Annotated in this window: 13 protein-coding genes; 7 read left to right on the forward strand and 6 right to left on the reverse strand. The window is 70.7% G+C overall.

The window, feature by feature from the left end:
• Positions 1 to 6 precede the first annotated feature (6 nt).
• Together AB0H37_RS37570 and AB0H37_RS37575 are read left to right on the forward strand one after the other, a co-directional pair.
• On the forward strand, positions 7 to 528 hold the full coding sequence (locus AB0H37_RS37570; protein ID WP_360617375.1) for a PH domain-containing protein: 522 nt from the start codon (positions 7 to 9) through the stop codon (positions 526 to 528).
• A gap of 4 nt (positions 529 to 532) precedes the next feature.
• Complete coding sequence (locus AB0H37_RS37575) at positions 533 to 1,027, forward strand: MaoC family dehydratase (protein ID WP_360617377.1); 495 nt, start codon at positions 533 to 535, stop codon at positions 1,025 to 1,027.
• On the opposite strand, the gene AB0H37_RS37580 is transcribed toward AB0H37_RS37575, so the two are convergent.
• Positions 1,028 to 2,158 carry an MFS transporter gene (locus AB0H37_RS37580; RefSeq protein WP_360617379.1) on the reverse strand — a complete coding sequence of 377 codons (1,131 nt, stop codon included), beginning with the start codon at positions 2,156 to 2,158 and terminating at the stop codon, positions 1,028 to 1,030.
• A gap of 133 nt (positions 2,159 to 2,291) precedes the next feature.
• On the opposite strand from AB0H37_RS37580, the gene AB0H37_RS37585 reads away from it, so the two are divergent.
• Positions 2,292 to 3,035: a helix-turn-helix transcriptional regulator gene (locus tag AB0H37_RS37585; protein WP_179837593.1), complete on the forward strand. Its 744-nt coding sequence runs from the start codon at positions 2,292 to 2,294 to the stop codon at positions 3,033 to 3,035.
• A gap of 18 nt (positions 3,036 to 3,053) precedes the next feature.
• On the opposite strand, the gene AB0H37_RS37590 is transcribed toward AB0H37_RS37585, so the two are convergent.
• Positions 3,054 to 3,881 (reverse strand): alpha/beta hydrolase, encoded by an 828-nt coding sequence (locus tag AB0H37_RS37590; RefSeq protein ID WP_179837594.1) that lies wholly within the window; start codon positions 3,879 to 3,881, stop codon positions 3,054 to 3,056.
• 347 nt (positions 3,882 to 4,228) lie between these two features.
• Here AB0H37_RS37590 and AB0H37_RS37595 point away from each other — a divergent pair, with 347 nt between their 5' ends.
• Positions 4,229 to 4,798, forward strand: coding sequence for a DUF6817 domain-containing protein (locus tag AB0H37_RS37595; protein WP_360617381.1), 570 nt, complete (start codon positions 4,229 to 4,231; stop codon positions 4,796 to 4,798).
• 34 nt (positions 4,799 to 4,832) lie between these two features.
• On the opposite strand, the gene AB0H37_RS37600 is transcribed toward AB0H37_RS37595, so the two are convergent.
• Positions 4,833 to 5,462 carry a helix-turn-helix domain-containing protein gene (locus AB0H37_RS37600; RefSeq protein ID WP_360617382.1) on the reverse strand — a complete coding sequence of 210 codons (630 nt, stop codon included), beginning with the start codon at positions 5,460 to 5,462 and terminating at the stop codon, positions 4,833 to 4,835.
• Positions 5,463 to 5,555: 93 nt separating this feature from the next.
• On the opposite strand from AB0H37_RS37600, the gene AB0H37_RS37605 reads away from it, so the two are divergent.
• Entirely contained in the window at positions 5,556 to 6,392 is an 837-nt protein-coding gene (locus AB0H37_RS37605) for a class I SAM-dependent methyltransferase (protein WP_360617384.1), read from the forward strand.
• A gap of 78 nt (positions 6,393 to 6,470) precedes the next feature.
• Here the strand turns inward: AB0H37_RS37605 and AB0H37_RS37610 are convergent, their stop codons facing one another.
• A complete protein-coding gene (locus AB0H37_RS37610) occupies positions 6,471 to 6,803 on the reverse strand; it encodes a cupin domain-containing protein (protein ID WP_179837597.1) in 333 nt (110 codons plus the stop codon).
• A gap of 71 nt (positions 6,804 to 6,874) precedes the next feature.
• Between AB0H37_RS37610 and AB0H37_RS37615 the strand changes: the two genes are divergently transcribed.
• Positions 6,875 to 7,825, forward strand: coding sequence for a helix-turn-helix domain-containing protein (locus tag AB0H37_RS37615; RefSeq protein ID WP_360617385.1), 951 nt, complete (start codon positions 6,875 to 6,877; stop codon positions 7,823 to 7,825).
• A gap of 34 nt (positions 7,826 to 7,859) precedes the next feature.
• On the opposite strand, the gene AB0H37_RS37620 is transcribed toward AB0H37_RS37615, so the two are convergent.
• Positions 7,860 to 8,480, reverse strand: coding sequence for a dihydrofolate reductase family protein (locus AB0H37_RS37620; RefSeq protein ID WP_360617386.1), 621 nt, complete (start codon positions 8,478 to 8,480; stop codon positions 7,860 to 7,862).
• 157 nt (positions 8,481 to 8,637) lie between these two features.
• Complete coding sequence (pcrA, locus tag AB0H37_RS37625) at positions 8,638 to 10,893, reverse strand: DNA helicase PcrA (protein WP_360617387.1); 2,256 nt, start codon at positions 10,891 to 10,893, stop codon at positions 8,638 to 8,640.
• A 365-nt stretch (positions 10,894 to 11,258) separates the two neighbouring features.
• On the opposite strand from pcrA, the gene AB0H37_RS37630 reads away from it, so the two are divergent.
• Positions 11,259 to 12,704 carry a hypothetical protein gene (locus AB0H37_RS37630; RefSeq protein ID WP_179837600.1) on the forward strand — a complete coding sequence of 482 codons (1,446 nt, stop codon included), beginning with the start codon at positions 11,259 to 11,261 and terminating at the stop codon, positions 12,702 to 12,704.
• Positions 12,705 to 12,775: the final 71 nt, after the last annotated feature.

The raw sequence follows: 12,775 nt of genomic DNA on the forward strand, positions 1-12,775 counted from the left end.
GTCCCGATGACCAAGCCGCGCACACTGCGCTGCCCGCGCCACCTCGGCATGATCCTCGCCGGAGTCGCCATCGCCGCCCTCTTCGGCGTCGTGGCGACCGAGAAGGCCCGCGACGGCGCGGGCGCCCCGGCTCTCGCCGCCGGCATCGCCTGCTTCGCCCTCGCGCTAGGCGTCGTCCCCCAGCTGCGGACACGCATGATCCTGGACGCGGAGGGCCTCACCCTCGTCTCGGGGTACGGCCGCCGCCGGTTCGCGTGGACGGAGATCATCGAGATCAGCGCGGACGCCCACCACGGCTTCTGGCTGCTCCAGGTGCGATCCGAGGAACGCGAGCGCCAGGCCGCCTTCTTCCCCGTCAGGCTGGCGGCGATGCCGGTGGACCAGGGCACCCGCTTCAGGGAACCGTCCGGCGACACTCCCTACGGCCTCTACCGCCTGCACGCCGAACTCTGGGAGGAGTGGCGGCGCCACGCCTCGCCCCTGCCCCAAGGCCACGGCGACGGGGCGGACGCCGCTGGGTCATCCTGATCCCATGACGATCAGGACGCGCGCCCTCGGTGACGACTTCGCCGCCCCCATCGACGACCGCTACCTCGAGGACTACACCGCCGGCACCACCTACGAGTACGGCCACGTCACCGTGGACGAGGCGGAGATCATCGAGTTCGCCCGCCGCTTCGACCCGCAGCCCATCCACGTGGACCCGGACTTCGCCGTGTCCGGGCCGTTCAAGGGCATCATCGCCAGCGGCTGGCACACCGGCTCGATCATGATGCGGCTGTTCGCCGACCACTTCCTGTCCCGGGTCGCCAGCCTCGCCTCCCCCGGCGTGGACGAGCTGCGCTGGCCCGCTCCCGTCCGTCCCGGCGACACCCTGCGCCTGCGCGTCTCCGTCCTGGAGGCCCGCCCGTCCCGCTCCAAGCCGGACCGCGGCATCGTCAGCACCCGCGCCGAACTCCTCAACCAGGACGACCAGGTCGTCCTGCACACCCTGCCCGCGAACCTCCTGCGCCGCCGCCCGGCCTGATCAGCGCGCGCCCTCCCGCACCGGCCGCGGCCCGGCGGCCGGCACGAGGACGGCGGGCTCGGGCAGCGTCCGGAACAGCAGCCAGGCCAGCGCGGGCAGCGCGATCAGCGGGGCGAGGGCGACGCGCAGCGACGCGGCGTCGGCGACGGCGCCGAGGACGGGGCTCGCGAGGCCGCCGACGCTGACCGTCAGGCCGAGGGTGACGCCGCCGGCGGTGCCGACCCGCGTGGGCAGGTAGTCCTGCCCGAGGGTGACCTGCAGCGAGAACGGGACGTAGAGGCCGGCTGAGGTCAGCGCGACGAACAGGTAGAGCGCCGGGCCGGGCACGAACACGATGCCCGCGACGGCGACCACGGTCAGCAGGTACGACCGGCGCACGACGGTGACCCGGTCCCAGCGGGCGGCAAGGGAACCGCCCGCCACGGTGCCGACCGCGCCCCCGATGTACAGGACGAACAGCGCCGCCGTGCCCGCCGCCACTCCCCCTCCCGTGCGCTGCCGCGCGTAGAACGAGATGAACGTGCTCAGCCCCACGAACACGATCGACCGGCAGATCACGGCAAGCGACAGCTTGATGAAGGAGCGTGCGTCGTCCACCCCGGTCGTCGTGCCGGCGCGCCCGCCGGAGGCCGTCCCCGCGAGGGCGCGCAGGACGGGCAGGCAGACGACGCTGCCCGCGAGCGCCGGCACCGCGAGGAACGGCGTGCACCGCAGGCCGCCCGTCGCGACGACCGCCGCGACCAGGAGCGGCGCGAGCGCGAACCCGAGGTTGCCGCCGACGGAGAACCAGCTCATCGCCGTGTGGCTTCCCTTGCTCGCCTTCCGCGCGACCCGGGCGGACTCGGGGTGGTAGGCCGCGACCCCGATCCCGGAGATCGCCACGAACGCCAGGGTGAGGGCGTAGTCGCCGCTGAGGCCGCTCAGGGCGATTCCCACTCCCGCCAGAAGCGTGCTCAGCGGGAGCAACCAGGGCATCGCCCACCGGTCGGTGAGCGCGCCGAACAGCGGCTGCGCCACCGAGGACAGCAACGACGCGGCGAGCACGATCCCCGAGGCGGCGGCGTAGGTGTAGGCGCGCTCGGCCACGAAGAACGGGACGAGGGCCGTCACGGACCCCTGGTAGACGTCCACGCACGCATGCCCGGCGGACAGCAGGAGAACCGGCCCTGTTTCTCGGGGACTCGTGGCTTCTCGTGAACTCGTCGACACGTCCCTCATGCTCGCGCCGCGGACCGGTGTCGGACTTCCGATAATCTGCCAACCGATGCAGGAAACCCGCCATCAATCGATCGCACCGACCCGAGCGCGCTCGCTCGCGCCGGGCGCCGCCATCGACGCCCACCGCCACGACGACCACCAGATCACCTACGCCGGACGGGGCGTGGTGGCCGTCACCACCGACGCGGGCTCCTGGGTGGCGCCCGCCGACCGCGCCATCTGGATCCCGGCCGGGGCCGTCCACGCCCACCAGGCCCACGGCGAGCTCGAACTGCACCTGGTCGGCCTGCCCGCGACCGCCAATCCGCTCGGGCTGAACGAGCCGGCGGTACTCGGCGTCAGCCCCCTGTTGCGCGAACTGATCCTCGCCTACACCCGCGATCCGGACGACGACACCCCCGCCCGGACCCGGCTGCGCGCCGTCCTGCTGGACCAGTTGCGCGTCTCTGCCCAGCAGCCGCTGCATCTACCCGCCCCGACCGTGCCGCACCTCAGGGCGCTGTGCGGCATCCTGCACGCCGACCCCGCCGACGACCGGACCCTCGCCGAACTGGGCAGGGAGGTCGGCGCGAGCGACCGCACCCTCTCCCGGCTCTTCAGGAGCGATCTCGGGATGACGTTCCCGCAATGGCGCACCCAACTGCGCCTGTACCACGCGCTGATCCTCCTGGCCGAGAACACACCGGTGACCACCGTGGCCCACCAGTGCGGCTGGTCGTCCGCCAGCAGCTTCATCGACGTCTTCCGCCGAGCCTTCGGCCACACCCCGGGCACCCACCACCCCGCATGAGCGGGCCGGTGGGAGGGGTCAGTTCTTCAGGAAGTCCAGCAGGTCGGCGTTGAACCTCTCCTTGTCGCCCGGCACGAGCGCGATCCCGTGGGAAGACCCCTCGTACACCTTCAGGACGGCGTTCGGAATGATCTTGGCGGCCTTGCGGGCGGTGGCGTCGATCGGCACGATCTGGTCGTCGTCGCCGTGCACGATCAGCGTCGGGATGTCGAACCTGCGCAGATCCTCGTGGAAGTCGGTGCGGGCGAAGGCGTCCACGCACTTCACGCCGGCCTGGATGGTCTCGTGCATGCCCATGAACCAGAACGCGTCGCGGTTGCCCTGGGTGGCCTTGGCGCCCGGACGGTTCGCGGAGAAGAACGCCTCCGAGGCGTCCTTCCAGTACTGCGAGCGTTCACGCAGGATGCCGTTCTTGATCTCCTCGAACGCCTGCTCGGGCACGCCCTCGGGGTTGTCCTCGGTCTGGAGCATGAGCGGCGTGATCGCCGACAGCAGGACGACCTTGCGGACCCGCCCGGTGCCGTGGCGCCCGATGTAGCGGGCCAGCTCGCCGCCGCCCATCGAGTGCGCGACCAGCGTGACGTCCCGCAGGTCGAGCCGGTTGATCAGATCGTTGAGGTCGTCGGCGAAGGTGTCGAAGTCGTAGCCGTCGAAGGGCTGGCTGGAGCGTCCGTGCCCCCGGCGGTCGTGGGCGATGCCGCGGTAGCCGTTGTCGGCCACCATCTTCAGCTGGTCCTCCCACGCGTCGGCGTTGAGCGGCCAGCCGTGGATGAAGACCACGGTGTGCCCGCTGCCCCAGTCCTTGTAGAAGATCTCGTTGCCGTCGCGAGTGGTGACGAATCCCATGCTCGAACCCCCGTAGCGCTCCTGTGGACACGATGGCCGGGACGGCCGTGCCACGCAGCGACAGAACGGCCGTTCAGCAACCAGCCGCACCGATACCCCGGCTACCGCCCGAAACGCCCAATGACCAGTCGAAGTGTCTTTACCTCCTCATCTCCGGCAGGGCCGGCTCGGGCCACGCGGGGCGCGAGCACCATCGAGCCCGTCCACTGGTGATCACGACCGCCGGCCTACTCCCAAGCTCGACCTTGGGTAGAGCGAACCAAACCCATGGATTGACGAGGGTCCGTTCTGGCGCGCAGCCTGTCCACGGAGGCCCGGGGACGGAGCGTGGCGACGAAGGAGCGGCCGTGACGGCAGGGCGGGACGACCATGTGAACGACGAGGCCGAGGCCACCGAATGGCTACGCGCCAAACGCGCCGACCTGATTCGGCATCCCGGTGGCACTCTGCTGGAGCACCTCCACCGGGTGCACGGTCTGCTGGACGCCTGGGGCGCGCGGCGCACACTTCGTCTTGCGGGACTGTGCCACGCCTTCTACGGAACCGACGGTTTCCCCGTCGCGCTCGGCTCCGTTCACCGGCGCGAGGAACTGAGCGGGGCCATCGGGACCGAGGCCGAGGACCTCGTCTACATGTACGCCAGTTGCGACCGCGCCCGCACGTACCCTGCCCTCCACCGGCCCGACGGCGCCATTGCCGACCGCTTCACCGGGAGGTCGTCTCCCGCCCCACCAGGCCGACGCCGGGACCTCGCCGAACTCACCGTCGCCAACGAACTGGACGTCGTGCGCACGGCCAACCTGGACAGATCCCAGATCACCGGACTTCTGGACCTGTTCGTCACCTGGAAATCCCTGCTGAGCGCCCCCGCCTTCCACGCCGTCGAAGACGCCCGCCGGAGCACGCTCCTCGCCTGATCGCCGTTCCGCCGGCGGTCCTCACCGCTCAGAGTCAGTTGCACAGCTGAGCGGCCAAGGTGGTGTAGGCCCACTCTTCCCAGGCGTCCGGCGACCAGCCGCGGTCCTGCACGAAGAGCAGGTACAGCTGGGGGCTGAGCAGGCCGAACAGGACGTCCGCGGCCATCGCGGCCGAGACGCCGGGGCGCGCGCCGGGCTTGCCGACCAGCACTTCGGCCGCGGCGTGCTGCACGGTGTAGCGCGGATCGGGGCCGTCGGGCCACTGCGCGGCGATCTGCGGGTCGGTGGCACCGGCGGCCGCGATCATCGGCACGATCGGGGCGACCCGGCCGAGGATCTCGCCGGTGCCGCGCACGTGCGCGCGCAGCTGGCGGGCCGCGGTGGGCGCGGCGCATGCGGCGCGGAACCACTCCCGGTCCATGGTGGCGACCGGCTCGACGTCCCCGGCGACGGACGAGTCCACGACGTCCTTGAACAGCGTGCGCTTGTTGCCGAAGACGAAGTAGACCGTCTGGACGGCCACCCCCGCCCGGTCGGCGACCTCCTGCAGGCTCGTCGCCCCATAGCCCTGCGCGACGAACAGCTCCCGCGCCGCCTCGATGACCTTCCCACGAGTGCGGCGCGAGCGCTCGGCCCGCTTGTCCGGCCGCTTGACGGTGTCCATGGCGGGAGTATATCTCTAGAGTTCATCACTAGAGTTCACCTCTAAAAACCGATGGGTGGGCCGCCCGGCCGCACCCCCGGCAAAGGAGATGGGATGCACAAAGTCGTCAACGTCCAGCAGGCCGAAGCATGGAACGGATGGGAGGGGACGGCCTGGGCCGACAACGCCCCGCGGTACGACGCGATGATGGGCGGTTTCAACCGGCCGCTCCTGGACCGCGCCGCGATCGGCGAGAACGAGACCGTCCTGGACGTCGGATGCGGCACCGGACAACTCACCCTGCTGGCCGCACGCCGGACGGTCCGAGCGCAGGCGGTCGGCGTCGACATCTCCGAACCCATGCTGACCCGCGCCCGCGCCGACGCGGCCGAGCAGGGCATCGCCAACGCGCGGTTCGACCAGGCCGACGCGGAGGTCCACCCCTTCGAGGAGAGCGGCTTCGACGTCGTCGTCAGTCGCGGCGGCGTCATGTTCTTCTCCGACCCCACGGCCGCGTTCGCCAACATCGCCCGCGCGCTGCGGCCCGGCGGCCGGATGGTGTTCATCGTCCCGCAGGCCGGTGCCCCCGACAGCGAGTACGCCAAGGCCACCGCCGCTCTCGCGCCGCTGATGCGCCGTCCCTCACCCGCGGCCCGTGGCATGGGCTCGCTGTCCGACCCCGACCGTGTCCGCCAGGTACTGCACCAAGCGGGCCTGACGCAGGTGAACGCGACCCCGGTCCATGCGCCGATGGACTACGGCCGCGACGCCGGCGACGCCGCGAACTTCATCCTCAGCCAGGGCCCGGTCCGCTACAACCTCCAAGACGCGGACCAGGCCACCGCCACCCGCGTCCAGCGCGACCTCCAGGCCGCACTCGCGGCCTTCGAGACTCCGGGCGGCGTCCGGATCCGCGGCTCCGTATGGCTGGTGAGCGCCATCCGTCCTTGACCCCGGGCCCTGGCCCGTTACGCGAACACACCCCCGGAGACGTGTGGGGAACGTCCAGCCAACAAGTCCCAGGCGAAGTCAGCCTTCCGGGAAGAAGAGGAACAGGGTGCAGCCGGTCGACGTCTGCGGGACGTGGGAAGAGCCCGCGGGGGCGTGAATGAACGAGCCGGCCGGGTAGTCCCGGTCGCCGTCGTTGAAGGTCCCGGAGACCACGAAAACCTCCTCAGGGCCCGGTTCGTGGACGTCGACTCCCTCCCAGCATGTGTTCGCGTCCATCTCCAGGACGAAGGCCTTCGCGCCGCTGTCCCCGTTCCACAGCGGCCGGAGGCGGATGCCCGGGAAGAGTTCGCGGACCGGGGCGTCCTGAACGGTGGACCACACATAGCCGGGCGTGCTCTGTTCCGTCGTCATGGGACCAGCCTGACGACCGGCGCCCCAGCCGGCCGAGTGTCAGGAAAGACATGATGCGGTACTTTCATGCCATGCATCGCGTCGCGGCGCTCGTGCGCCCTCCTCAGTCGACCTTCGAGCTCGGCTGCGCGGCCCAGATGTTCGGGATCGAGCGAGCCGGGCTCCCGGACCGGTACACCTTCGGCGTGTGCACGGAGCGCCCCGGCCCCGTCGCGACGCTGGCCGGGTACGACATGCTCGTGACCGACGGGCTGGACGTGCTCGACGGGGCCGACACCGTGGTCGTCCCGGGTTGGCTTCCCGCCAGGAAGCCCCCGTCCCCCGCGGTGGTCCAGGCCCTCCGCCGCGCGCACTCCCGCGGCGCCCGAGTGGTCAGCATCTGCTCCGGCGCCTTCGCCCTGGCGCACGCCGGTCTGCTGGACGGACGGAAGGCGACCACCCACTGGGCCCTGGCGGACGAGCTCGCCGCACGCTTCCCGCACATCCAGGTCGACCCGGACGTGCTGTACGTGGACCACGGTGACGTGGCCACCAGCGCCGGGGCCGGAGCCGGCATCGACCTGTGCATGCACCTGGTCCGCACCGACCAGGGCGCCCGGTACGCCGCCCACGTCGCACGGACCATGGTCATGCCGCCCCACCGCGAGGGCGGCCAACTGCAGTACTCGGCGCCGCCGCACCCCGCCCAGATCGACGGCACCCTGGCGCCGCTGCTGGACTGGCTCGCCGAGCGGCTCGGCGAGCCGGTGACCATCGAGAGCATGGCCGCGCACGCACGCGTCTCCACGCGCACCCTCGCCCGCCGGTTCGCCGAGCAGCTCGGCACGAGCCCGGGCCAGTGGCTGCTCACCCAGCGAATCGCCGCGGCCCAGGACCTGCTGGAGTCCTCCGACCTCCCCTTGGACGCCATCGCCCGCCGCGTCGGCCTCTCCTCGGCCACCAACCTGCGCAGACGCTTCCTCAACACCCTGGGCACGACGCCGGGCGCCTACCGCCGCACCTTCCGCGCGAAGCCACGATGACAGGGCTCCCCGCCCCTCGCACGGGCGCGGAACACTAGTCGTCGTCGGATTGCGGGAGGCTCGCCTTGGCCTTCTCGTAGTCGCCGACCGGAGCCTCGTCATCCAGGCGGTAGACGAGGTGGACGACACCGGTCGTGAAGGTCTTGGAGGAGACGAGCTTCAGCGGCAGCGGCGCGTCGGCGTCCTCGAACAACCGCATTCCCTTGCGCACGGCGATCGGGTGGACGAGCAGGTGCAGCTCGTCCAGAAGACCTGCCGCCAGAAGCCGGCGGACGACCGAGACCGAACCGCTCATCGCGATGTCCGACGTGGACGGCTCCTTCTTCAGCGCGGTCACGGCCTCGATGAGATCGCCCTGGAGCCGTTCGGAGTTGCGCCAGGTGAAGGCGAGGTCCTGGCCGGACACCACGATCTTGCGGGCGTCTCCGAGCTTCTTGGCGAAGCCGGCGTCCTCGCCGCCGGCCTTCTCACGGTCCGGCCACGCGCCCGCGAAGCTGTCGTAGGTCCTGCGGCCGAGCAGGAGGGTGTCGGCCGACCCCATCTGGGCGTCGACGGCCTGACCCATCTCCTCGTTGAAGTACGGGAAATGCCAGTCCTGCGGGTCTTCGACGACTCCGTCGAGCGAGATGAACAACCCTGCGGTGATCTTCCGCATCCTGAGACTCCTTCGATAGCCTGACGACCATGGTGCTCACCAGGTTCGACCGGCGCCGCCACCGGAACTCATCGTTCTGGCCATAACCCATGCCGCGCCGGTGGTGCCCCTGAGCCCCGGTGCCACCGGGCCCGTCAGGTCTGCGCTCGGGTGAGCGTCAGAGTTTCTCGATGGTGGCGAAGCGGAGGACCAGGGTGCGGACGCCGTAGTCGCCGCCGAAATCCACGCTGGCCTTCTCGCCCTTGTCGTAGACGGAGACGACGGTGCCCAGTCCGAAGGCGTCGTGGGTGACCTTGTCGCCCGGGGACAAGGACGGGACGGGGCGGTTGCCCGGTGAGCGGGTCCCCGGGCGTTCCGCCATCCGCGACATGGCGGAGCCGGACGTGGAGGACGCCTCGCGTTCCCATTCGACGAGGGATTTCGGGACCTCCCCGAGGAAGCGCGACGGCGGGTTGACCTGCGGCGCTCCCCACGAGCTGCGCATCGTGGCCCGGGAGACGTACAGGCGTTGCCGGGCGCGCGTGATGCCGACGTAGGCGAGGCGGCGTTCCTCTTCGAGTTCCTTGGGGTTGCTCATGGCGCGCAGGTGCGGGAAGACGCCGTCCTCCATGCCGGTGAGGAAGACGACCGGGAACTCGAGGCCCTTCGCGGTGTGCAGCGTCATCAGGGTGACGACGCCGTGCTCGCTTTCTTCGGGCTGCTCTCCCGGCGGGACGGGCGCGCCCTTCGCGCCCCCGGGAATGGAGTCGGCGTCGGCGACCAGGGCGACCTGTTCCAGGAACTCGGGGAGGCGGCCCTCGGCGGACTCGCCGTCGAGGCGCTCTTCGAATTCGCGGGCGACGGCTTCGAGTTCCTGGAGGTTCTCGATGCGGGTCTCGTCCTGCGGGTCCTTGGACGCCTGGAGCTCGGCGAGGTAGCCGCTGGCCTTCAGCACCTCGGCGACGAGGTCGGCGGGGGCGAGCGACTCGGCGGCGGCGCGCAGCTCGTCCAGCAGGGCGACGAAGTCGCGGACGGCGTTGAGCGAGCGGGTCGCCATGCCGGGGACGTCCTCGGGCGTCCGGAGGGCCTGCCAGAACGAGATGCGCTCGCGGGACGCGTACGCCTCGACGCAGGCCTCCGCGCGGTCGCCGATGCCCCGCTTGGGGACGTTCAGGATGCGGCGCAGGGAGACGGTGTCCTCGGGGTTGGCGAGGCAGCGCAGGTAGGCGAGCGCGTCGCGGATCTCCTTGCGCTCGTAGAACCGGACGCCTCCGACGACCTTGTACGGCAGCCCGACCCGGATGAAGACCTCTTCGAAGACACGGGACTGCGCGTTGGTGCGGTAGAAGATGGCGACGTCGCCGGGACGGGCCTCGCCGTCGTCGGTGAGCCGGTCGACCTCGCGGGCGACGAACGCGGCCTCGTCGTGCTCGTTGTCGGCCACATAGCCGATGATCTTGTGGCCCTCGCCCTGGTCGGACCAGAGCTTCTTGGGCTTGCGGTCGGCGTTGCGCTCGATGACGGCGTTCGCGGCGGACAGGATCGTCTGCGTGGAGCGGTAGTTCTGCTCCAGCAGGATCGTGGTGGCGTCGGTGTAGTCGCGCTCGAACTCGAGGATGTTGCGGATGGTCGCCCCGCGGAACGCGTAGATCGACTGGTCGGCGTCGCCGACGACGCACAGCTCGGCGGCCCCGACGCCCTCCACGGGCGCGGTCAGCTCGCGGACGAGCTCGTACTGCGCGTGGTTGGTGTCCTGGTACTCGTCCACCAGGACGTGCCGGAAGCGGCGCCGGTAGTGCTCGGCGGCCTCGGGGAACACCTGCAGCAGGTTGACCGTCATCATGATCAGGTCGTCGAAGTCCATGGCGCCGGCCTGCTGCAGGCGCGCCTGGTACATCTCGTAGGCCTCGGCGAGCGTCTGCTCCATGTGCGTGGACGCCCGCGTCTTGAACGACTCGTAGTCGATCAGCTCGTTCTTCAGGTTGGAGACCTGCGCGCTGAACGACTTCGGCGGGTAGCGCTTCGGGTCGAGGTCGAGCTCGCGGCACACGAGCGCCATCAGCCGGTTCGCGTCGGCCTGGTCGTAGATCGAGAAGCTCGTGGGGAACCCGAGGCGCTTGGCCTCGCGGCGCAGGATCCGGACGCACGCGGAGTGGAACGTCATCACCCACATGGCCCGCGAGCGCGGCCCGACGAGGGCGTCCACCCGCTCCTTCATCTCGGCGGCGGCCTTGTTGGTGAAGGTGATCGCGAGGATCTGGCCGGGGTGCACCTCCCGCTCGCCGAGCAGGTGGGCGATGCGGTGGGTGAGCACCCGGGTCTTGCCCGAGCCGGCGCCGGCGACGATCAGCAGGGGGCTGCCGGAGTGCACGACGGCGGCGCGCTGCTGCGGGTTGAGGCCGTCCAGCAGGGGGTGAGCTTCGGTCTTCGACATCACGTGCGAGTCTACGGCGCTGCGCGGACGTTTTCGGCGCGTCCGCCGAGCCGGGGGCGTCCCGGCCCCGCCCGCCCGCGCGCCGGACGCCCCCCGCGGGCGCCGCCTCCGCGTCCGGCCGATACCCCCTGTGAGCTTGATCAGGGGCCCGGCGGCTGCATGTGGACAGATGGGGCGCCTTTTGGACACGGTGGGTTGACTCGATCTCACGTCGCGACTGACGTTGGAGGTAGAGCGGACGCCGGTCGGGCCCCGGGCCCGGCCCGTACTCGGAATGCAAGTCCCCGTATTGCATGCCCGCATGTCCGCGTACAGCGACGCAGAGTCAACAGGACTCGCGCACTGTCACAGGGGAGGTGGCTTTGATGACCCACCAGCAGGAACTCCAGACGCAGTTCGACGCCGAGGTCGTGGTGCCCGCGCAGTGGCCGGGACGGGCGTCCCAGGCGGCGCCGCCGCCGCTTCCGCGTTCCGTCCCGAGGCCGGTGCCGGTTCCGGTACCGGCGCAGCCCGGCCACAGGTTCCTGATCTACAAGCAGGACCCGTCGGTCGCCGAACTGGGCTCGCGGCTCACCTACATCCCCACCGTGGTGCTGAACGGCCCCATGGACGTGCGCGTCCAGACCGAGTTGCAGGGCGTCACCCCGATCGCGCGCAACATCAGCGGCGACTTCGTGTTCACCGCCGGCACCCCGGAGTTCGACTGCGCGCACACTTTCGCCGTCGTCAGGGAGACGATGGCCATGTACGAGCGGCACAACGGCGGGGTCCCGATCCCGTTCGCGTGGAACGTCGGGGGCAACACCGAGCGCGTCACGGTGTTCCCGCACGCCGCCGAGGGCGCGAACGCGTTCTACTCGCGGACGGCCAAGGCGCTGAAGTTCCTCTTCTTCACGCCGAAGGGACAGCCCGCGTCGAACGTGCTCTTCACGTGCCAGTCCTTCGACATCGTCGCGCACGAGACGGGCCACGCGATCCTGGACGGCCTCAAGCCCGGCTGGCTTTCGGCGGACGCCCCGCCGCAGACCGGCGGCCTGCACGAGGCGTTCGGCGACATCACGGCGATCTTCCTGGCCCTGGCGCAACCGGACCAGGCGGAGGCGCTCGTCGCGCTCACCAAGGCGAACCTGCACGACAGGTCGTTCCTGGCGGAGATGGCGGAGCAGTTCGGCAAGGCGCTCGGCATGCCGTCCGGGCTCCGCAACGCCGACAACGACCTCAAGCTCAGCGAGGTCGGCAACGAGGTGCACTCGATCTCGCAGGTGTTCACCGGCGCGATCTACGACATCCTCGCCGACGTCTACACCTTCGAGCTGAGCCGGCAGCAGCGCACGAAGGACGCCACGGTCGTGCTGATCGAGACGGCGTCCGCACTGTGCAGGCTCGTGTTCGACGCGATCGTCGCGTCCCCCGCGACCGACGCCCGGTACGTGGACGTGGCGAACAAGATGCTGCAGGCGTCGGCGGACCGCGGCGACCCGGCCGTCTACCGGACGTTCATCCGCAACCGGTTCGCCGTCCGGGAGGTCACGACGGCGGCGACGCCGCTGCGCGACCTGATGACCGGGCAGATGGCGATGACCGAGGCCGCCTACACCGGGGACGGGCAGGACGTCACCGAGGTCGAGCCGCACGACGAGAACTCGGCGAGCCTGCTGGCAGCCCAGGACAGGTCGCGCTGCTGCGGGACGATGCAGATGCCCGAGTACCAGGCCGTCCCCGCGGAGAAGCTGGCCCAGGGCGGCTCGCTGGAGGACGACGACATCCTCCGCAGCCAGCTGGACGAGCTGCGCAGCACGTTCAGCAAGTAGCACCGTTTCGCGGGGAGCCGTTCGGGAGGTGGCGACCCGCGGCGAGCGGGTAGGGAGCAGGCGAGTCGACG

It is taken from the genome of Actinomadura sp. NPDC023710, from assembly GCF_040639875.1.
Lineage (GTDB): Bacteria > Actinomycetota > Actinomycetes > Streptosporangiales > Streptosporangiaceae > Spirillospora > Spirillospora citrea.